Genomic DNA, 20,905 nt, shown 5'->3' with positions numbered 1-20,905 from the left:
AATGCGAGCAGTTTTACAAAGAGTTACACAAGCAAGTTGCACGGTTGATGGTGAGGTAACAGGAGCGATTGAAAACGGATTTTTAGTATTGTTGGGTATAGAAGATGCCGATACTTTAGCGGATTTGGATTGGTTGGCGCAAAAAATTATCGGTATGCGTGTTTTTGGCGATGAAAACGGATTGATGAATAAAGCACTCGCCGATATGGGTGGTGATATCCTGTTGATCAGTCAGTTTACATTATTCGCCGCAACCAAGAAAGGAAACCGTCCGGGTTTTACAAGGGCAGCGCGGCCAGATGTTGCCATTCCACTGTATGAGAAAATGATTGAAAAATTATCATCCTTATTGGGTAAAAAAGTAAAAACAGGAATTTTTGGTGCAGATATGAAAATCGCCTTATTGAATGATGGGCCGGTTACGATATTGATTGATACGAAGAATAAAGAATAGTGCGCATAAGTTCAACTTTAATTACCAGATTGCCTGAAAGTAGCCAACGCTTTTTATTGCAGCTAAACAAGAAAAATCAGTTATAAATAATCGCAGAATTATGGAAAATAATATGAATATTAGAAAGTCAAAGTCTGCTCTGGTGGATTTAGGCGTTCTTGTTTTCTTCGTTATTTTAAAAATGATTTTACCTTTCTTCTTGGTCAATGCGGCTTATAGCTTACATCGCGATGAGTTTTTGCACTTAGACCAGGCAAATCATTTGGCCTGGGGTTTTCAGTCTGTACCACCAGTAACCTCCATATTTGCGCTGATTATTAAGTTTTTTGGTGGTAGTGAAACTGCGGTTCGGTTATTATCAGCCAGTATCGGTGCAGCAACACTAATATTTACCTGGAAAATTGTAGGCGCCTTTAAAGGCAATTTATACGCGAAAGTATTATCAGCAATTGCATTGATCTGTTGTGCAATCGGGCGTTTAGATTTACTTTTTCAGCCTAATGCCTTCGATATTTTAAGCTGGACGGCTGTTTATTTCTTCATGATCAGGTTTTTTGATACTAAAGAAAATAGATTCCTCTATTTCATAGCCATCGCACTTGGTGTAGGTTTTTTAAACAAATACAGCATTGTGTTTTTGGCTGCAGGTTTAATCCCAGCTTTGCTCATCTCAAAGCAACGAGCGGTTTTCAAGAATAAACATCTCTATTTTGCTGCTTTGTTGGCATTGTTAATTATGCTGCCTAACCTCATCTGGCAATACACGAATCATTTTCCAGTAGTTGGCCATATGAAAGAATTGGCCGCGACACAGTTGGATAAAATTAACCGGATCGATTTTTTGAAAGATCAGTTACTCTACTACTTCAATATTATTTTTATTGTTTTGGCTGGGATTATTGCGTTGCTGTTTTATAAGCCTTTTGCGGGTTTCCGTTGGATAATTTTTGGCTTTATTATTTCCCTTGCTTTGTTCACCTGGTTTAGGGCAAAAGGATATTATGCTGCTGGTTTGTACCCTGTAATTATTGCTGCAGGATGTACATACTTTAGTTTTGTCTTTAATAATGGCTGGAAAAAATATCTGAAAGTATTGCTGATCATTTTGCCCGTCGCACTATTTAGCATCACGATGAAATTTGCGTATCCGGTTTTAAGTCCAGAGCAGATTATTGCCAAACACGATAAATTTGCCAAAATTGGCATGCTTCGTTGGGAAGATGGTTTACAGCACGATCTCCCTCAGGATTTTGCCGATATGCAGGGCTGGAAAGAAATGGCTGCCTTAGTTGATATTGCCTATGCCAAGGTTAAAGATAAATCAGCTTTGTTGGTACGGGCTGATAATTATGGCGAGGCTGGGGCCATCAATTATTACTCTAAGTTTAAAAATATCAACGCCGTTGCCTACAATGCCGATTACCTGTATTGGTTTAAAATGGATAAACCGATTAAACATTTAATTTTAATTAGAGAGCCAAACGAAGATGATCCTCAGCGTAAAAAAGAACAGCCATTTTTTGGTAAGATTACCAAAATTGGTGAAGTAACCACACCATACGCCAGAGAAAAAGGAGCAGGCGTTTTTTTGCTCGAAGATGCCAATATCGATATTAACAGTAGAATAAATTCAGAAATAGAAGAAGAAAAACATGACCATTAATAATGCACAGGAAACCGTAGACCGTTGGATTAAAACTACAGGCATCCGTTATTTTAACGAATTAACCAATACTGCCATTTTGATGGAAGAGGTTGGAGAAGTTGCCCGTATTATGGCCCGTAAATATGGTGAACAATCTTTTAAAAAAAGCGATGAAGAGGTAAACCTTGCCGATGAAATGGCTGATGTAATGTTCGTTTTAATCTGCCTGGCCAATCAAACAGGTATAAACCTAACCGATGCTTTAGAAAAAAATCTGGAGAAAAAGAGCATTCGCGATGTAGATAGGCATAAGAATAATGAGAAACTTAGATAAGTCCGAAGTCTTTAGTCGGCAGTCAGAAGTCTAACCGACAAATTCCATTAGGCTACGGTACGCCACAAAGCGGTTTTTGTATCTTTCGTTTAGCTCGGCCTGTAAAGCAGGTGCAAATATTTCCTGGTATTTATTGTAGTTCTCCAATATTTCAGCAACATATTGAGCGCAGTAAGTTACCCCTTCATTTGGCGAATCTACAACCTTCAATAAACGGTTAGAAACAAACATACCTGTAGCCATAACCTGTGGGATATGGATATCCTGCATCCACTTTAACCATTCTTCGGCTGCTGCATCATCAAGGATGAGCGTAACATTATATAAAAACATGGCACAAAGGTAGATAATATATAAATGTTAAAAAATTGATGATAATGGATTTTATTCTTTAAAGTGGTATCAATCTGTTAAATTTGACGAATCCCATTGTTTTTAAGCATGATACGAACTAACGACTCTCAAAAAATAGACAATTCCACGCGTAATTATATTTATACTGGTTACCTAACTGCAATTTTCGGCGGCATTTTAGGGCTGGTTATTGGTTGGGATTTAATGAAGAAAAAGAGAACATTAAATACTGGTGAAAAGGTTTTTTCTTATTCCCTAACGGATAGGCAGCATGGCGCCAGAATTTTAATTTTGGCAGGAATTTGCTTCATTTTGTTGCTAACCTTAACTATTATTGCATTAGATGCCTAAGTCATCTGCCATTCAGAAATGATAACCATCACCAATTCATCTACCACTAAAGAGCTTGAAGGGATTCTCAAACTTCAAAAGCAAAACCTAAAAAACGATTTAACACCTGAGCAAATAAAGGAACAGGGTTTTGTTACCGTATCGCATTTGCTTGATGATTTGGAGAAAATGCATCGGTACGAGTCCAATATTATTGCGAAAGATGGGGAAGAGGTTGCAGCCTATGTGTTAGCCATGACCGAGCAGTCTAAAAGTGATATTCCGAGACTGGTTGAAATGTACGAAAGTTTCGATCACATTCTATATCAGGATAAACCTGTTTCTGCTTATCATTATATTGTTGTAGGGCAGGTTTGTGTTGGGCTTGACTATCGGGGTAAAGGTTTATTCGATCTGTGTTATAACGCTTATAAGGATTTTTTTAAATCGAGATACGATTTTGCGATTACTGAAATTGCCAGCATCAATTTACGATCGATGAATGCACATCAACGTATTGGTTTCGAAGTTATTTATACCTATTCCGATAACATTGCTGTAGAATGGAACGTTGTAGTTTGGGACTGGAAAGATTAAGAAGTTGGGAGTTTGGCGTTGGGAGTCAATTAACAGATTAACCATTCCTAAATGACTAATGAACTATTTAAACCCCATCTCCACGCAAGTTCCTAAACCTTTTTCTGGCTTCAGCACTGAACATGCTCCCCGGGTAATCAGTAATCAGTTTTTGAAAATAAATTTTGGCTTGTGCAATGTCGTTTAATTTCTTTTCATAAAGATCGCCTAAAGTAAAAAGGGCATCATCTGTCCAGATACCATCTTTAAAATCTTCAGTTACTTTTTTCAATATATCGGCTGCTTTTTGGAAATCGTTTGCTTTAATAAAAATCCTTGCCTTGCTCATCATAATCGCATCAGTTAGGCTATTTTGTGGAAAGGCTATCGCAATACTATCCATTTTTTTAACGGCACGTTCGGGGAGGTTTCTAAATAAAAGCATCTCTGCATCAGCATACATTTTTAGTGCGTTGCTATCAGCAGGGGTTTGAATATTATCGTTAATCAGTAAACTCAGGTTCAAGGCATCGTTTGCAATGAGTTGCGAAGTTGCTGCCTTTAAAACCAGGCATTGACCATTGCTGTATTCGAAATTACCTTGGTAAAAGGAAAGTTTGGCACTTCGGAAACGTGCTTCGTTACCCACAGGCTGCCCTTCAAACTGTTTGCTCACCTGCTCGTACACTAAAAATGCTTCCCAGGGTTGGTTGGTTAAAATGTAAATATCACCTAAATCAAGTTTTAGCTGGCCTAAGTCCTGATCGTTAATGCCTGGCATTTTTATCGCTTCTTCCAGTTCTTTTTCTGCACTGCTGGGTTGATTTAAATAATAAGCCTGCAGGTTTGCCAGTTTTTTTATAGCAAAAAGCGTGTTCCTGTTTTTACCGTTTTCGCCTAATAATGCCTGATAATCTTTCGCTAGCAGATCAAGGTCGGCTACGGTATATTTCCCATTGGTACGTAGGTTGTACTTGGTATTTAGCATTTCTATTTTTGAAGGAAGATAATACTGATTATCCTTTCCTTTGGTTAGCAAATAATCGTAGGCTTTAATTGCTGTTTCGTAGGCGCCATTATCAACAAAGGTATAAATGGCATTAAACAAGGTACCCCCGTCAGCTTTAGTACGTTTATCGTATGCAATTAGCTGGCGCAGGGCCATATCAAATTCCTGCTGTTGAATATAGTTCCAGGTAAGTAATTGAATATAAATTTCGGCATCAGGTTCTTTCTGTACTTTCCTTAAAATGGCTGCCTGAAAGGTTTGGTAATCGTTTTTGTCTTCAAAAATAGAAGATAGTACAGCCTCAGCCTGCGGTAAAAGCTGTGGCATTGTTCCAAGTGCATCAAGATACTCTTGCATGAGCATGGGTTTATCCTTTTTAAAACGGTAGATGTTTAATAACTCGAAAGCAAACATTTGATCGTTGCCCAACAATTTTCTGCCCTGTTTAAAGGTTTGTACCGCATAGTCGTAATTTTCGAACCGATAAAAGTTATTGGCTAAATTTCTGATCTTAAACTCATCCTTAGGAAGTTTGCTAATCACATCGCTGAAAATTTTATTTGAACTCTGTGTATCGCCTTTCTCCTGGTAAAGCTTGCCCAATGCAATTGGATAAACATCGTTCTGCGGATTTTTTTTAATTTCTCTTTTAACCACTTTCTCCGCAACATCATAGCGCTTCAATTTTACCAATGTATTAAAGTAAATATCGAAATAGGCTTCGTTATTGGGGATGGAATAGAGCTTTTCCAGTAGCACAACTGCTTTTTCATAATCTCCATCCTGATAATATTGAATTGCCAGGCTACTTTCATCAGGTGCAATCTGTTGATTGGGGCGAAAGATTTGTGCATTGGCCCCAAACGATAGGAATAAGAATATGATGAAAAACAAGCGGTTCATAAACCCTAAATTATAAGTTTTAAATGTAACATTTTAATACATCTTTAGCTAAAGCATCAATTGATATTAAACGTATTTTAAATGTTACCTGTATTTTATTTTGTAGGTATTTTATAAATACTAAATTGAACCACGACTTATTATTGATTGCATAAGTAACATTGTTGGTGTAAATCGCGGTTAAGTTGTTGTGATACTTATTTTTGTTGTCCCGTAAAGGATTTATTTATGCTAAAAAAGATTTTTCTATTGTTAATTGTTGCATTGATCTGGGCTTGTAAAGGCGCGAACAATAATACTATTCCTGTGGACGATTTTTTTAAAACGCAGGATAAAGCCTATTATCGCATTTCTCCAGACGGGAAAAGTCTTTCTTACTTAAAGATTCATGATAAAAAACTTGATCTTTTTGTTGAAGATATTGGCACTGGAAATAGTGTTCAGTTAACCCATTTGAATGGGAAGAGTATCAGTTTCCATTTCTGGACCAGCAATAATGAGTTGATTTATTATACTGAAGACGAATCTAAAGAGCGTAAATCGGATATTTTTGTGATCAATAAAGATGGAAGCAAGCAGGTTCAGCTGAGCGCCAACGAGAAAAGCAGGTTAAGGGTAATAGAAGATCAGTTAATTGATGATAAGTACATTATTGTTGCATCCAACAAACGCGATTCGACAGTTTTTGATGTTTATCGCTTAAATGTTCGCAACGGTAAAATGGATATTGCAGCCAAAAACCCAGGGAATATTACCGAATGGATGACGGATAACAGAGGGGTATTGAAAATTGCTGTAGCGAGCGATGGGGTGAACGAAACCTTAATGTACCGCGAAAACGAAAACCAGGCCTTTGTCCCGGTAATTACCAATAATTTCGAAACCACTTTACAACCAATTGCTTTCTCAGAAGATCAACCGAATGTGCTTTATGCCATTTCTAATGTAAATAGGGATAAGAATGCACTAGTGGCACTCGATTTAAAAAGCGGTAAAGAAAAACAGGTGCTTTTTGCAAATGATACCTTAAATGTAGTAGATGCAAAATACTCACGGCCACAAAAGAAAATGCTTTTTGTAACCTGCGAAACCTGGAAAAAGGAAAAATATTACCTTGATGACAGTACCAAGATTACCTATTCGAAAATAGATCGGCTTTTGCCAGGTACTGAATGGAAGATTATGGATAAAGATAAAATGGATAAGGTTTTTGTGGTAAGAACATTTACCGATAAAAATCCTGGTTCTTATTATCTCTATACAGTTAGCGAGAATAAACTTAAAAAACTAACTGATATTAGCCCATCTATTAAACAGGGCGATATGAGTGCCATGAAACCAATCTCTTTTAAAAGTTCGGATAATTTAACTATTAATGGCTATTTAACATTACCAAGAAATAAAAAGGCTGTTAATTTACCTGTAGTGGTTCTGCCGCATAATGGTCCTGCAGGGAGAAATAGTTGGGGCTATAATGCAGAAGTTCAATTCTTGGCTAACCGGGGTTATGCTGTTCTGCAGGTAAACTATCGTGGGTCTACTGGTTATGGAAAATCTTTTTATGCTGCTGGTTTTAAGCAGTGGAGTGATAAAATCCAGGAAGATGTTAATGATGGAGTAAAATGGCTAATCGCCCAAAAAATTGCCAATCCTAAAAAAATCGCCATTTATGGTAATGGTTTTGGTGGTTATATTGCATTAAATTGTTTGTATAAAAACCCCGATCTTTATAAATGTGGTGGATCAAATTCAGGAGTAATCAATTTGTTTAGTTATCTTAAAACTATTCCACCGTTTTTAAAGGCGAATCTGCAGATGTATTATGAAATTGTTGGCAATCCGGTAACCGATACCGATTATATGCGGTTTGCATCACCTGTTTTTCATGCCGATCGGTTTAAATCGCCTGTTTTTATAGCACAGAATCCTAAAGATCCACGCGTTAATGTAGCAGAAGGTGTTCAGTTTATTAAAGAACTGAAAAAACGGAATGTTCAGGTTACCTATATCGAAAAGGAAGAAGGTCCAAACCCGATCGTACGTCAACAGAGTAGAACGGCTTTGTATAAAGCTTTAGAGGGATTTTTACAAGAAAATCTAGGTAAGAAGTAGGGTATGGCCTTAGATAAAAAAAGTGGTTATCGTAAAAATTTCTCGCTCGGTGTAACCTTCATTGTACTCATTTCCATTCTATTTATCCTGTCGCTTTTCCTGGCGTTTAACTACAGCAAGAAATCTATCGAGAATGATTTTGTATCAGAAAAAGTAAATGTACTAGAGCAGAGTATTAAGCCTTATAACGATTTCTTCCAGAATAAAATGCCTGAGGTTTCTTACTACAGCGGCTTTTTAGATTCTTCTACGGCAGCGAAGTTTGTAGATACCGTGATGTTAAAATATCCTTTTATCTCCAAGGTTACTTTTTACGATACGGAGGTAAAAAATGTACCCGTTAAAGATGGGATCAATGCAAACCACTTAGGTATTGGCCCGAAATCTATTTTCCAGTTTGGTAAAGGGGTAAAGCTCGATTCGGTAAAATTGTATTCAGAAGATGATACGAGATCTTTTAATGTGGGGAGCGATTTTAATGCAATCGCCATTAAATTGGCTACTTTTGTTGAGGATCTCGATACTGCCTCAGTACCCACACAAGAGGAACTGTTTACCAACTTTTCTATCGTTAACTCGAACGAAAATAAAATCACTTACTTAAATATTCCCCGTCGCGAAGATTTAAGGGCTTATAAAGACATGATCAGGCGGAAGTTAAATCCGGCACCTGTTTATCAGCAGGATGTACTGGTTTTTAATCTTGATGCGCATAAAATCAAAATCATCAATACAAGGCCTTTATTGTACCAAACCATCAGGATCGAACCGTTGACTTATGATCCGATAGATACTTCCGATGAAAATATTAATACCGAAATTGCCCTGCCAGGAGCTTTTTCTGATTTTAAGCTGTACCTCATTTCATCAAAATCTTATATTAAGAAAGAAATTTTTATTTATTTCATGCCAATTGCCTTGTTGCTATTACTGGTATATGGGGTGCTTTTATTGGTTGCTTTTTTAATTTACCGTAACCTGAATATCAACAGTAAAATGTTTAAGCTGCAATACGATTTTGTGAATAACCTTACGCATGAGTTTAAAACGCCCGTCAGCGTGATTAAGATTGCAGGAAACAATATTAAAAGTGCTACCGCACTGAGCCAAAAGGAGCAGCAACTTTATGGCAAGATACTGGATGAAGAAGCCGACAAACTGAATGGTTTAATGAACAAATTATTGGCTTTTACGCAGATCGAAAATAAGGCGATTAAGCTGAACCAGGAAGAAGTTAATATTGTAGATTTTATTGAAAGTACAATCGAATCACATACGTTAAAACATCCCGATTTTGATATTACCTATGAGGTGGTGGGCTTTAAAACCTTTATTACCGATCCGGTATTATTGGGCAGTTTATTCGATAATCTGGCAGAGAATGCCTACAAATATTCGAAACCAGAACAGAAAAAATTGCACATTAGTGCAAAGCTGATAAAAGGGGTGCTGGTTTTCCGGTTTGCCGATAAAGGGATAGGTATCGCATCATCAGAATTAAACAATATATTTAAAAAGTTTTTCAGGATTCAGAATGAATATAACCAAATGGGCAGTGTAGGCCTGGGTTTGGCATTCTGCAAAGAACTGGTTAACTTTATGGAGGGAGAAATCTCGGTAAAAAGTAAAGTAGGAAGTGGTACTGAGTTTAAAATTGTACTGCCTTATAATCATTAAATTTAGGAATTAAAATGTTAAACGTTAAAAGGTTGGAACGTTGAACTTAACCTTGAAACCTTAAAACTTTTCAACCTTACAACTGCAATATAAAACACATACAAATGTCTAAAGAAGTAAAAATATTAATCGTAGAAGATGATGAAAATCTTCGCTTTCTTGTGGCCCACCGTTTAAAGGCTGAAGGTTATACTGTGCTTGAAGCAAATGATGGCGAAGCTGGTGAAAGAATGATTTTGGCTGATCAGCCTGATATTGTTTTATTAGATTGGATGATGCCTGGTAAACAGGGCGCCGAAGTTTGCGAGAATGTGCGCAAGCAAGGTTTCGAAAACCTGGTAATCATGATGACAGCTAAAGCACAGGATGTAGATAAAATCGATGCCTACAACTTTGGTGCATCCGATTATATCACCAAACCATTTAATATGGATGTTTTAGTGGCAATGTTGGAGAGCAAGGTGAAATTTATCGTGAATAAAGATACCGCCGAAATTCACCGTTTTGGTAATATGGAACATCATCCAAATATCCACACGTTGTTTAGAGATGGAAAGAAAATAGAGTTAACGATATTGGAAAACCGCATCCTGCTTTATTTCTTGCGTAATCCTGGTAAGGTAATCAACCGTGATGAACTGATGTTGGTGGTTTGGGGTTATAACTCTGATGTAAATACCAGAACGCTTGATATGCACATTGTACGCTTACGTAAGAAGATAGAACTGAATCCTGACAATCCACAGTTATTACAGACCGTTAGGGGCGTGGGTTATCGCTTTAACGCGGGATAAGCAACAGTCGTCATTTCGACCGTAGCGGAGAAATCTATGAGTGATTTACTGGAATCTCTTTTATAGATTTCTCCATTTCGTTGCACTTCAGTCGAAATGACGAATTTTATTATTATGCCCTCTTCAAGGTAAATATTGTAATCTCAGGTAAAACACCAACCCTGCCTGGGTAACCTAAAAAGCCATAGCCTACATTAACGTAAAGCTGTTGTTTTTGCTCTTGGTACAAACCCGCCCATTCTTTGTAAATGTATTGCACCGGGCTCCATTGAAACTCTTTTAAACGAACACCAAACTGCATTCCGTGTGTGTGACCGCTGAACATGGCATCTATTTGCGGATATTTTTTCAAAACCTCTCCACGCCAATGCGAAGGATCGTGACTCAGCAAAAGTTTAACTGGTAAATCATCCGTATTTTGAACCGCCTGCTCCATTTTTCCATATTTGGGAAAACGGCCCATACCCCAGTTTTCTATACCTAAAATCCCTATTTCTTCACCGTCTACTTTTAACCTGCGGTTTTCGTTCATTAGTAAATCGTAACCCATTACTTTATGCACATCAACCATGTCTTTCAGGTTTTTTACCTTGGCAGGAGAAGATTCTTTGCCAAAATAATAGTCGCCATAATCGTGGTTTCCTAATGTTGAATATACACCGAGAGGTGCTTTTACTTTCGAAAATATATCCTGATAATCTCTTACTTCGTTGGTCAGGTTATTCACCAAATCGCCGGTAAAAAAGACGAAATCGGGTTTCTCGCTCAATAGCATTTCTACACCACCCTTTACGGCTGTTTTATTGTAAAAGCTTCCAGAATGGATATCAGAAATCTGCGCCATGGTAATCCCATCAAAAGCCTTGGGTAAGTTAGGGAGGATTAAATTTACCCGTCGTACCTGATAGTCGTATGCACCAGAAATAATGCCCCAGCTTAACGAAGTTAAAGGAACTGCTGCGGCCACCAATCCGGCTTTAACCAAAAACTCCGAACGTGAAATGGGTTCCGCAGTTGTGGAAGTCGTTGTATTTTGTGAAGTTGAAACCTCACTCTTTTTATTTCTTCTGAAAATCTTTATTAATAACCTGCGTAGATCATCCAGCAACAGAAAAGGCAACATGGCCAATTTACAGGCAACTGTTAAAAAGAAGGCTACTAAAATAATGGCCCTTAACGTAAGGAAAAGGTTCAGGTAAATGCCACAGAAAACGCCAAAAATTAAGAGTAAGCTATAACTCCAATAAAAAATGGTGAATAATTTTTTGGTAACTGGCTTCCATTTTTTAAAAACTGCGATAATAGCTTTGAAACAATAAATATCAAAAGCAATTATGAATATGCAGGCGGCAATGATAAAAGGTAATCTTCCCATACGATCGGGTTATTCAATTTAAGTGTTAAGATAAAACGGATTTAATCCGTCTAAATTAAGTATTTGAAGTAAATATATTATCTATTATTCGTTGAGGATGGTCTAAAAAGGCTTTGTAAACCCTATAAACTTCCGATTCCTCATATTTAACTTTGACTATTTTGTTTTCAGTCATTTCGTATATCCAGGCGTTAGGATAGGATAATAAAATTGGGGAGTGCGTAGCGATGATGAATTGGGCATTTTTGTCCACCAAATTATTGATTTTGGATAACATTGCGATTTGTTTCGTAGCAGAAAGCGCCGATTCAGGTTCATCAAGTATATAAATACCGTTACCACTAAAACGGTTCATAAATAACGCCCAAAAAGATTGTCCGTGAGATTGTTCGTGTAGGGATAGCCCTCCATAAGAATTTATAATTTTTGGCGCACCAGGCTCTTCATCTAGCTTATCAATCTCGCTGGCAACATTGTAAAAACTCTCTCCTCTAAGGAAATAACCATCTCTTGGTTTTCTAAAACTTTTCGATATCGTTAAAAAATTATGAAGGTTAGAATGAGTTTCTGCGCTTCTAAAGTTGAAATTCTTACCCCCGCCCTCTGCATTGAAACCAAGATAAACGGCTAGAGCTTCAATCAGGGTCGATTTTCCAACCCCGTTTTCGCCAGTAAAAAATGTAACGTTAGGATGGAAGTCTAACTTTTCAAAAGATTTTAAGCATGGAATATTAAACGGATATCCATTAGGAAGGTTCTCTTGCTTTAACCTGAGCGATAAAAGATATCCGTTAAACTCCATTAATTCTTATCTGAAATCGTCTTCATCTTCTTCTTCATCAAATTCGGCATTAAATAAACTGCCAAACATATCAGAGAAACCGAAGCCGCCATTTAAAAAGTTTTTGCTCAACTGAGAGTATTCGGCTAAACCATGCAGCACGAATTCCATTAAAAGCAAAGTCTGGTTTTCGCTTAATTTAGGATGAAACTTCTTTACCAGATCGTATAAATTTGGTACCAGCATCAATGCTTTTTTATACTGTGCATTGCTTAAAGCGTCGGTAACATCAACATTATTACCTTCGGTAAACCATTCGGTTACTTCGCTATAAGGATTGGCAGTTTTGCTTTTCTTCGCTTTTTCTGGATCAGGGAAGTAACGTGCAAACAAAGTTTTAACTGCTTTGCCGATTAAGGTAGTAGCTACATGTGCCGGCCCCTCTAGTTCGCCTTCGTAAACCAGTTCTATTTTCCCGGTTATTGCCGGGATAATTCCTGCAAGATCGGATAAACGGATAAAAGTATTTTTCTCGCCAGCAATCAGCATTCTTCTTTCGGCAGTGCTGATTAGATTTTCATAAGCAGAAATCGTCAATCTTGCTGAAACACCCGATTTTTGATCGATATATTCACTTTTACGTGCCTCAAAAGCAATCTGCTCGATCAAATCCTTCACCAAGCCATCAGCCTCAATATTCGCTTTTTGATCAGCCGTTAATTTTGCCTCCTGAAAAGTAATTTTGCGCGAAATTTCGATGGTTTTAGGATAGTGGGTCAAAATCTGACTTTCAATCCTATCCTTCAAAGGCGTAACAATACTTCCACGATTCGTATAATCTTCAGGGTTTGCGGTAAATACAAACTGGACATCCAACGGTAAACGCAGTTTAAAACCTCGGATCTGGATATCTTTTTCCTGCAACATGTTAAATAATGCCACCTGTATACGTGCCTGTAGATCAGGAAGCTCATTAATCACGAAAATACTGCGGTGTGCACGAGGAATTAAACCAAAGTGGATTACACGCTCATCATTATACGTTAATTTCAATGTAGCGGCTTTAATAGGGTCAACATCGCCAATTAAATCCGCAACGGTAACATCAGGTGTGGCCAGTTTCTCTGTATACCTTTCACTGCGGTGCAACCAGGCAATTTCAGTATCATCACCTTTTATGGCAATTTCGTTTTTCGCATACCATGATATCGGGTTCAATGGATCATCGAAGATTTCACTTCCGGCAACATATGGCACATACTCATCCAATAGGTTTACCATTAAACGCGCAATACGCGTTTTTGCCTGCCCGCGTAATCCCAATAGTAAAATATTGTGGCGCGATAAAATGGCTGTTTGCAATTCAGGAATCACCGTTTCATCATAACCGATAATACCTTCAAATTCGGTTTTTTTATCCCGGAGAACTTTAATCAGATTTTCCCTAAGTTCTTCTTTAACGCTTCTTGATGTATAATTTGTAGCCTTTAATTGGCCTAATGTTGTATTTTGCATATATGGAATGTATACTATTCGTTATTTACTCTTCAATTTTTTCATAAACTCACCAATTGCAGATTGAAGTTCTTTGAAAAGTTCTTGGTCTCTGTTTTTTAAAATTATTTCGGTAAACATTTTCAAACCAATGGCAAACTCAGTACTCTGATTTTCATCATCAAAAATGTTTTTGCTTTTAATGGCATTTATAATGTTAAATATATTGTCGTGATTATCAAATTCAAGTGTTAAAGGCGCATTGCTGAGGTCTTCTTCTCTTGCTAAAGATATTTCTTCTAATGTTAACTTATATCTATTTGTACGTTTAGCCATTTTAATCTTAGTTTGAAGTTCTCCTTAAGGTGTAAATTTTCTATTTAAGCATTATATCTCTCGACTCCGGACTAAAGACTTCGGACTCCCGACTATTTAACAGTCTTACGCCTATTCTTAATGTAATCTTCAAAAATGTATTCGCCCAAACCGTTTAATGAGCTATAAAAAGCCCTGCCGCCATTAATTTCGGTAAACTGGCGCACAAACTGTTGCAGATAAGGGTCTTTGGCAATCATAAATGTAGTAATCGGGATCTTCAGCCGCTTACATTGCGCAGCCATATTTAAGGTTTTATTAATTACCTTCCTATCCAAACCCATACTGTTTTTATAGTATTTGCCATTTTCTTTTAAGCAGGTTGGTTTTCCGTCGGTAATCATGAAAATCTGCTTATTATGCGTTTTCCTGCGGCGGAGTAGATCTGCAGCCAATTCTAAGCCTGCATAGGTATTGGTATGGTAAGGGCCAACCTGTAAATAAGGTAGGTCTTTCACGCAAATTGGCCAGGCATCATTTCCAAAAACCACAATATCTAAAGTATCTTTAGGGTATTTCGTTTTAATCAGTTCGGCCAAAGCCATGGCTACTTTTTTTGCCGGGGTAATCCGGTCTTCACCATATAGGATCATCGAATGCGAAATATCAATCATCAATACCGTAGAAGTTAACGTTTTAAAATCCTTTTCTTCTACTTCCAGATCGCGGTCGGTTAAAGTGAAATCGCCGATACCATGGTTAATCTGTGCATTGTGGATAGAAGCCGTCATATCAATCTGATCTAAGCTATCACCAAAACTGTATTCACGTCTATCGGCATTTTTCTCTTCACCAACGCCTGATTGATTGCTATTGTGATTTCCCCGTCCTGATTTTTTTAGTTTCCCGAAAATTTCATCAAGGGCCGATTTGCGGATGGTCTGTTCGGTTTTGGCTGTAATTTTGAATTCTCCAGATTGATTGTCTTCCGTAAGATAACCTTTGTCTTTCAGGTCGTCAATAAAATTACCAATACCATAATCGTTATTGGTTAATTTATATTGCTTATCGAGCTCGTTCAGCCAACTTAAAGCCTCTGCGGCATCTCCAGCTGTATAATTCAGCAGTTCGCTAAATAATTTCAACAACTCATCAAACCCACCCTTTGGCGCATCGCCAGGTTTATAATCAGAAAAACGAAAACCTCTCATGTGCTTGTATTAACGATTTATCGAAGATAAAAGTTTCGCTTTGCATTAATTTAAGCGTGGTGTCATATTTGAAAGGAGCGAAAAGGTAAAAGCTGAAAGACCAAAGCGAAAAGCAAATTGTAAATTACGAATTGCAAACTGTGAACTGCCAATTAATTTGGGCGTTACCCTAATCCCGATGAATCGGGAAAGGGGCGGGCTTTTCAGGGCTGCGCTTCGCTCCGGTACCGATGAAGACCTGTGAAACAAGCAAGCATACCGTAATTAAATAAAAACAGATGCTTAATTGGTACTGAACCCTTACAATCCCTAACGCAAAACCCACCATTCTAACATAGACCATATAGGTTTAACTCGGAGTCTGTTTTGTTTTTAAAGGCCTCGTTGAGGGCTGAGCCGTTTTAAAACCTATAAGGTCTGGGATAATTATCCCAACGCCATATGATAAATCTTTTTATTATAATTAGGGTTTGCACCAGCTTGCGAGGCTACAAAGGCCCCAACTTTACAGGCATTATCTAATGTAGTTTCTACGGGGTAACCTTGTAAATAACAAGCAATAAATGTGGCTAAAAAAGCATCGCCAGCACCAACCGTATCGGCTACCTGTACTTTATAACCTGCATGTTTAAACAGTTTGCCATCTTTTAAAACACAGGCGCCTTTATCACCAAGTGTGAGGCAGATCATTTCAATGCCAAACTGGCTGGAAAGCTGTTTTAAAAGCTGCTCATCGGTATTGCCGGTTAAACCAAAAGATTCTTTAACCCATGCAATTTCATCCTCGTTTATTTTTAAAATATCGGCTTTTGCTAAAAGCTCGCCGATTAATTCTTTGCTGTAAAAAGGAGCGCGGAGGTTAATGTCGAATATTTTTGTCTTGGCATTTTCTAAAAGTGCAAGAATGGTTTTTTTAGATTGTTCCGCTCTGCAGGTTAAGCTGCAATACACCAAAGCATCTGCTTGTTTTACAGCGGCTATGTTTTCATCGGTAATTTTGAGGTCATCCCATGCCACAGGCTGTTTAATGGTATAAGTGGCTTGATGGTTGTCGTCCAACTGCACCACAACCGTGCTGGTTGGTAATTCGGTATTTACTTGAATCAAATCAGTAGCAAAATGATTGCTGGCTAGAAAGCTCAGTAACTCCCTGCCATTCTCATCATCACCAATAGCACTGATAAAACTGCTAGCTATACTTTGTTTGTGTAAATTAAGCGCAACGTTCATACTTGAGCCGCCAGCTTTTTTACCTTCTGGGAAAACATCCCAAAGTATTTCGCCAATTGTAATTACTTTATTTTGCATAGCACATTTATAGATATGTAAATAAAGAATTTTTACTCATGGAACAAAATAATTTGTTTCATATCTTTAATTTTTACCTCAACTCAAATAACCATGAAAAAAATACTTGTAATTGCATTGTTTTTAGCTTCCTTTAGCGCTTTTGCTCAAAATGCGAAAGATAAACAAGCCATACTTAATTTACTCGAAAAGCAACGCGCAGATTGGAACAAAGGCGATGTTGAAGCCTTTATGCAAGGTTATGAAAAATCGGATAGTTTACTTTTTGTAGGTAAAAACGGACCAACTTATGGCTGGCAAAAAACGCTGGATAATTATAAAAAAGGCTATCCAGATAAATCGGCAATGGGTTTTTTGGTGTTCGGCATAAAAAAGGTTGATTTTTTAAAGCCTGATTTAGTTTTTGTATTGGGCAGCTGGAATGTTAAACGCGAAAAGGATGAACTTAAAGGATATTTTACCTTGTTAATTAAAAAAATTAAGGGCGAATGGAAAGTAGTTGCTGATCATAGTTCATAAGCGATAATTTATAAATCAAACGTGAAAAATATATTTGTAATTATTTTTTCTTTATTGCTGTTTGCTTCTTGCAATTACGCTTCAAACCGTAATGATCAACCTGTAGTTTATCATAAAAATGGATTGAGTTTCCTGTTGCCCAACAAATATTGGAAGGTAAAAAAAGATAAGGCGGTTGAAGGAGCAAAAGGTACCCGCCTGATCTCCGTGGAAAATGATGAGCCCTTAAGCAAGGATGCTTTTTTGATTTTGACGCAAATTAATGAAGACCTTAATCTAAACTCATTTCTTGAAACAACCATTCGTTCTTGCAGAAATAGCTATCAGCAACGAAAGATAGCTTTTGGATTGCTCGATACCGCTCGCAATGTTAAAATTGGAAATAAAGAGGTGCTTAGGGCGGGTTTCGAAACCTCAGTCATTGCGGATAGAAATATCGGAAGCATTACTCTTTTTAAATTAAAAGGTAAAACCTATTCTTTTATATTCAGTGGCGAAGCGATAGAAGCCAAACTTCATCAAAAACTACTCGATTCGATGATCAGCTCGTTTAAAGTAAATTAATGAGAGGTTATTAACAATTAAAGTTGAACAATTAATCTAAATTATCATAGTTTGTAACGAGTATTAACGAGATCAGCATTTTTTAATGCAGTAGAATTATTAAGGGCGATAAAATCGCCCCTCTCATGCATCCCCATTGTTCCATAGGAATCACTTTGTGACAAACAGGGATGATGATTATTTTGTATTTTATTTATTCTCCTAACTTAAAATCTTTATAATAATAATCCTTGTCTGCATCAGTTAACTGGCGGATTACCCTACACGGATTTCCTGCTGCAAAAACATTATCCGGAATGTCTCTGGTTACAACACTACCCGATCCGATTACCACATTCGAGCCAATTTTAACGCCTGGGTTAACCACTACATTACCACCGATCCAAACACTGTTGCCAATGGTAACTTCTTGCGCCCATTCATATTCCTGATCGCGTAAATGAGCGTGGATAGGGTGCCCTGCAGTATAAATAGCTACGTTTGGCGCAATAAAAACATTATTACCAATGCGTACCTTGGCGCAATCCAGAATAACAAGGTTAAAGTTTGCATAAAAATTATCTCCGATTTCGATATTGTAGCCATAATCGCATCTAAATGGGGGTTCTACATAAAACATTCTTTCTGTTTTTCCGAATAACCTTTTTAATAACTCTTTTCGTTGTTTGATAAATTTCGGCGCAAGGTTATTAAACTCGAAAACAATTTCACGCGCTTTTAATCTTTCTTTGGAGAGTTCTTCACCGCCAGCCTGATAAGCTTTGCCTGCCAGCATTTTTTCTTTTTCGCTAAGGATATTGTTTTCCATCTTTGGTATCTGATTTTTAATTCTCGGTGTTTAAACGCAATAATAACAAAAAACGGGACTATCGTAACCGATGCCCCGTTGTATTTTACTTTTTCAATACTTTTCTATGGCCTGCCTTTGGCTAGAGCCTTTTCGGCAATTTTAACTGCTTTTTTCTCTCTCCAGTGGGCGTATTTTTCTTTGAAAGTCATTTTGATTAAACTATCTATAGCACCATGGGTAAATAAACTCCAAACACTGGCTACTTTGCGCGTAATTGATTGATCCCAGGCCCTTAAGCTTAAAGAGAATGACCCATCCAAATATTTCATCCAGTGCCACATTCCGGTTGGCATAAATAAAGTATCACCATGTTCTAAGAAAACTTCGTAGCCTTCTACGCCATTTAACGCCGGGAATTTTTCGAAGTCAGGGTTGGCTACATCATAATCTTCTAAAGCATAGGTTGCATTGGGCAGGCAATACAATCTATCTTTCCATTTATTATCGAATAAAACAATATGTTTTCTGCCGCCAAAGTGTGTATGGAAAATATGCGGTAAATCGATATCGTAATGTAAAAAGGTTACCGAGTTAGAACCGCCAAAAAACATAGCTGGCATACTTTCGATAAAACCGCCCATTAAATCTTTAGGGATTTTTACATCATTGATTAAACTTGGTACTTTTTTAAACAGGTTAAAAAAGAATATACGCAGTTCAGTTGGCTCGCGTTTAATTAGGTCAAGATAATCACCAAATTTCATGTGTGCCGTAGCTGCATTAATCGGTTTTGACGGATCTGCTTTAGAGTTATCGTAAAGTGGAACTTCAAGCTCGCCACCAATTTCCTTTAAATATTCAGTCGTCCATTTTTCTCTGGCAGGCCAGTCTTTGGTTAGGCCCTTGATTACTAACGGACGTTTAGTTTTCAGATAATTTTTCTTAAAATCTTCGGGAGTGATGCTCTCAACGATATCAACAGGTTTTAAAATGAAACTCATGCGCTTAAAATCGGTTATTTGTGCCGAACAACAAATGTGTAAATTTTATTTTACAAAATTGATGTTAACAGGTAAATGTGACTAAAATCACGTAATCTAAAATTAGTAAATACTTAACAATTTAATAATTACGCCTCAACTTTATTTTTAACAATTTCAGCATAGGCAGCGTCCCACAGGTCGATCCTTTTCTGTAAGGCTTGTTTTGTGGTTTCTTCTGCCTCAGCCCAAAAGGCTTCATCTTTTTCACAAAGCTTCTCCGTCATGGAGATTGCCAAATGGCTATGGTGATCTCCATCTATTTCAATATGGCGCTCTAGGTAATATTTGAAAATAGAAACTTTATCAGCCTGGGTACTGTTCAGGTCATTTACCATGCTAAAAAACATGTTTGGAATTAAATCCTCGCGGCCAAAAGTAAAACTTGCAGCCTGTAAATGTGTTTTTCCACTGTTAATGGTTTCGAAAGTAGCATTAACAAAATCTTTTGCCGTTGCTGGAACATCAGCAATTTTGAAAGCTTCATTAAAACTTTTACCGTTTCTTAGTTCCTGTAAAAAGATATTGATAGGTTTTGTGTTTGCTCCACATTGGTCCATTGCATCCAGGTAGAGTTCAAAGTGGCTCTTAATGGCTCCGTTAGCATCCACATCCGATTCTTCACCTGCTACAATTTCATTGATCAATTGCCGGGTAACAGGATCGCCTACCGGAAACCATGGTAAAGTAGTGCAGGTTAAATTAATTTGTAAGGCTTTAAGCAGCGACATGAAATCCCAAACGGCAAAAATATGATGTTCCATAAAAACCCGAAGATCTTCTATTTCACTAATGGCTGAATAAACCTTGTGGTTAATAATTTCCTGTCTGAGTGGCGCTATTCTTTCCTGGATTTTAATGATGTTGGAATGCATATTTGAGTTTTGTGTTCGGAGTTTGGAGCTTGGAGTTTGGAGTCCAAACCTCATCATCCTATTTAATCGTTGTCTTTATTCTTTTCTAAGGCTTTATTGCTCATTTAGCCGCGAGTTCTTCTTTCCAGTGCATATACTTTTCACGGTAGTTTGCTTTCATAAAGTCGTCAAATTTACGCTGTAAAGTTAAGTTATACAAGCTTTTTGCTTTTACTACCCAGCTTTTGTGCCATGCCTTTAAGCTAATAGAAACAGAGCCATCTAAATATTTCATCCAGTACCAGTAACACCCTTTTCAACTATACCATGAGATAAATTGAACTTCATGTAAATAACTATTAATGAAGCAAAATTAAACAGTTTAAAACACTAAACATTACAAATGCGAAAACTTGAAAAAAGGCAGACAATTCATCGAAAAAAGGAAGAAAGTATGGCCTAAAAC

Annotated in this window: 22 protein-coding genes; 10 read left to right on the top strand and 12 right to left on the bottom strand. The window is 37.3% G+C overall.

The annotated features are described in order from the left end of the window. Window position 1: 1 nt before the first annotated feature. From dtd to EZ456_RS09350, 3 genes are all read left to right on the top strand, one after another. Entirely contained in the window at window positions 2–454 is a 453-nt protein-coding gene (dtd, locus tag EZ456_RS09360) for a D-aminoacyl-tRNA deacylase (RefSeq protein WP_131529481.1), read from the top strand. Between the two features lie 112 nt (window positions 455–566). Then, a complete protein-coding gene (locus EZ456_RS09355) occupies window positions 567–2,117 on the top strand; it encodes a glycosyltransferase family 39 protein (RefSeq protein ID WP_165501289.1) in 1,551 nt (516 codons plus the stop codon). Then, complete coding sequence (locus EZ456_RS09350; RefSeq protein ID WP_131529477.1) at window positions 2,107–2,433, top strand: nucleotide pyrophosphohydrolase; 327 nt, start codon at window positions 2,107–2,109, stop codon at window positions 2,431–2,433. The genes EZ456_RS09355 and EZ456_RS09350 overlap by 11 nt, the downstream gene beginning before the upstream one ends. 30 nt (window positions 2,434–2,463) lie before the next feature. On the opposite strand, the gene EZ456_RS09345 is transcribed toward EZ456_RS09350, so the two are convergent. Beyond that, window positions 2,464–2,766 carry a DUF4286 family protein gene (locus EZ456_RS09345; RefSeq protein WP_131529475.1) on the bottom strand — a complete coding sequence of 101 codons (303 nt, stop codon included), beginning with the start codon at window positions 2,764–2,766 and terminating at the stop codon, window positions 2,464–2,466. 108 nt (window positions 2,767–2,874) lie between these two features. Between EZ456_RS09345 and EZ456_RS09340 the strand changes: the two genes are divergently transcribed. Beyond that, window positions 2,875–3,138 carry a hypothetical protein gene (locus EZ456_RS09340; RefSeq protein WP_131529473.1) on the top strand — a complete coding sequence of 88 codons (264 nt, stop codon included), beginning with the start codon at window positions 2,875–2,877 and terminating at the stop codon, window positions 3,136–3,138. Between the two features lie 18 nt (window positions 3,139–3,156). Then, window positions 3,157–3,714 carry a GNAT family N-acetyltransferase gene (locus EZ456_RS09335; protein WP_131529471.1) on the top strand — a complete coding sequence of 186 codons (558 nt, stop codon included), beginning with the start codon at window positions 3,157–3,159 and terminating at the stop codon, window positions 3,712–3,714. Between the two features lie 67 nt (window positions 3,715–3,781). On the opposite strand, the gene EZ456_RS09330 is transcribed toward EZ456_RS09335, so the two are convergent. After that, window positions 3,782–5,605, bottom strand: coding sequence for a tetratricopeptide repeat protein (locus EZ456_RS09330; RefSeq protein WP_131529469.1), 1,824 nt, complete (start codon window positions 5,603–5,605; stop codon window positions 3,782–3,784). A gap of 228 nt (window positions 5,606–5,833) precedes the next feature. Here EZ456_RS09330 and EZ456_RS09325 point away from each other — a divergent pair, with 228 nt between their 5' ends. The 3 genes from EZ456_RS09325 to EZ456_RS09315 all read left to right on the top strand — a co-directional run bounded on the left by EZ456_RS09325 (window position 5,834) and on the right by EZ456_RS09315 (window position 10,188). Continuing rightward, window positions 5,834–7,717 carry a S9 family peptidase gene (locus EZ456_RS09325; protein WP_131529467.1) on the top strand — a complete coding sequence of 628 codons (1,884 nt, stop codon included), beginning with the start codon at window positions 5,834–5,836 and terminating at the stop codon, window positions 7,715–7,717. Between the two features lie 3 nt (window positions 7,718–7,720). After that, window positions 7,721–9,394, top strand: a complete 1,674-nt coding sequence (locus EZ456_RS09320) for a sensor histidine kinase (protein WP_131529465.1) — start codon at window positions 7,721–7,723, stop codon at window positions 9,392–9,394. A 104-nt stretch (window positions 9,395–9,498) separates the two neighbouring features. Further along, window positions 9,499–10,188, top strand: a complete 690-nt coding sequence (locus EZ456_RS09315) for a response regulator transcription factor (protein WP_131529463.1) — start codon at window positions 9,499–9,501, stop codon at window positions 10,186–10,188. Between the two features lie 112 nt (window positions 10,189–10,300). Here EZ456_RS09315 and EZ456_RS09310 read toward each other — a convergent pair whose 3' ends face one another. The 6 genes from EZ456_RS09310 to EZ456_RS09285 all read right to left on the bottom strand — a co-directional run bounded on the left by EZ456_RS09310 (window position 10,301) and on the right by EZ456_RS09285 (window position 16,672). Then, the gene (locus tag EZ456_RS09310; protein WP_131529461.1) at window positions 10,301–11,563 is read right to left on the bottom strand and encodes a metallophosphoesterase; all 1,263 of its coding nucleotides are present in this window, start codon (window positions 11,561–11,563) and stop codon (window positions 10,301–10,303) included. A 55-nt stretch (window positions 11,564–11,618) separates the two neighbouring features. Beyond that, entirely contained in the window at window positions 11,619–12,365 is a 747-nt protein-coding gene (locus EZ456_RS09305) for an AAA family ATPase (RefSeq protein ID WP_131529459.1), read from the bottom strand. A gap of 6 nt (window positions 12,366–12,371) precedes the next feature. Then, on the bottom strand, window positions 12,372–13,859 hold the full coding sequence (locus EZ456_RS09300; RefSeq protein ID WP_131529457.1) for a sigma 54-interacting transcriptional regulator: 1,488 nt from the start codon (window positions 13,857–13,859) through the stop codon (window positions 12,372–12,374). A gap of 21 nt (window positions 13,860–13,880) precedes the next feature. Beyond that, the gene (locus EZ456_RS09295; protein ID WP_131529455.1) at window positions 13,881–14,174 is read right to left on the bottom strand and encodes a DUF3861 domain-containing protein; all 294 of its coding nucleotides are present in this window, start codon (window positions 14,172–14,174) and stop codon (window positions 13,881–13,883) included. Window positions 14,175–14,266: 92 nt separating this feature from the next. Next, complete coding sequence (locus EZ456_RS09290) at window positions 14,267–15,364, bottom strand: vWA domain-containing protein (RefSeq protein ID WP_131529453.1); 1,098 nt, start codon at window positions 15,362–15,364, stop codon at window positions 14,267–14,269. Between the two features lie 426 nt (window positions 15,365–15,790). Continuing rightward, window positions 15,791–16,672, bottom strand: a complete 882-nt coding sequence (locus EZ456_RS09285) for a carbohydrate kinase family protein (RefSeq protein ID WP_131529451.1) — start codon at window positions 16,670–16,672, stop codon at window positions 15,791–15,793. Window positions 16,673–16,765: 93 nt separating this feature from the next. On the opposite strand from EZ456_RS09285, the gene EZ456_RS09280 reads away from it, so the two are divergent. After that, window positions 16,766–17,191, top strand: a complete 426-nt coding sequence (locus tag EZ456_RS09280; protein ID WP_131529449.1) for a YybH family protein — start codon at window positions 16,766–16,768, stop codon at window positions 17,189–17,191. Window positions 17,192–17,212: 21 nt separating this feature from the next. Next, window positions 17,213–17,755: a hypothetical protein gene (locus EZ456_RS09275; protein WP_131529447.1), complete on the top strand. Its 543-nt coding sequence runs from the start codon at window positions 17,213–17,215 to the stop codon at window positions 17,753–17,755. Window positions 17,756–17,948: 193 nt separating this feature from the next. On the opposite strand, the gene EZ456_RS09270 is transcribed toward EZ456_RS09275, so the two are convergent. From EZ456_RS09270 to EZ456_RS09255, 4 genes are all read right to left on the bottom strand, one after another. Next, window positions 17,949–18,563, bottom strand: coding sequence for a sugar O-acetyltransferase (locus tag EZ456_RS09270; protein WP_225876509.1), 615 nt, complete (start codon window positions 18,561–18,563; stop codon window positions 17,949–17,951). A 104-nt stretch (window positions 18,564–18,667) separates the two neighbouring features. Continuing rightward, complete coding sequence (locus tag EZ456_RS09265; protein ID WP_131529445.1) at window positions 18,668–19,546, bottom strand: cupin-like domain-containing protein; 879 nt, start codon at window positions 19,544–19,546, stop codon at window positions 18,668–18,670. A gap of 128 nt (window positions 19,547–19,674) precedes the next feature. Then, on the bottom strand, window positions 19,675–20,460 hold the full coding sequence (locus EZ456_RS09260; RefSeq protein ID WP_131529443.1) for a DUF3050 domain-containing protein: 786 nt from the start codon (window positions 20,458–20,460) through the stop codon (window positions 19,675–19,677). 100 nt (window positions 20,461–20,560) lie between these two features. Beyond that, window positions 20,561–20,734, bottom strand: coding sequence for a hypothetical protein (locus tag EZ456_RS09255; protein ID WP_225876508.1), 174 nt, complete (start codon window positions 20,732–20,734; stop codon window positions 20,561–20,563). Window positions 20,735–20,905: the final 171 nt, after the last annotated feature.

The sequence above is a fragment of the Pedobacter psychrodurus genome (assembly GCF_004331735.1).
Lineage (GTDB): Bacteria > Bacteroidota > Bacteroidia > Sphingobacteriales > Sphingobacteriaceae > Pedobacter > Pedobacter psychrodurus.
This window is presented reverse-complemented; position numbering and strand designations above follow the sequence as displayed.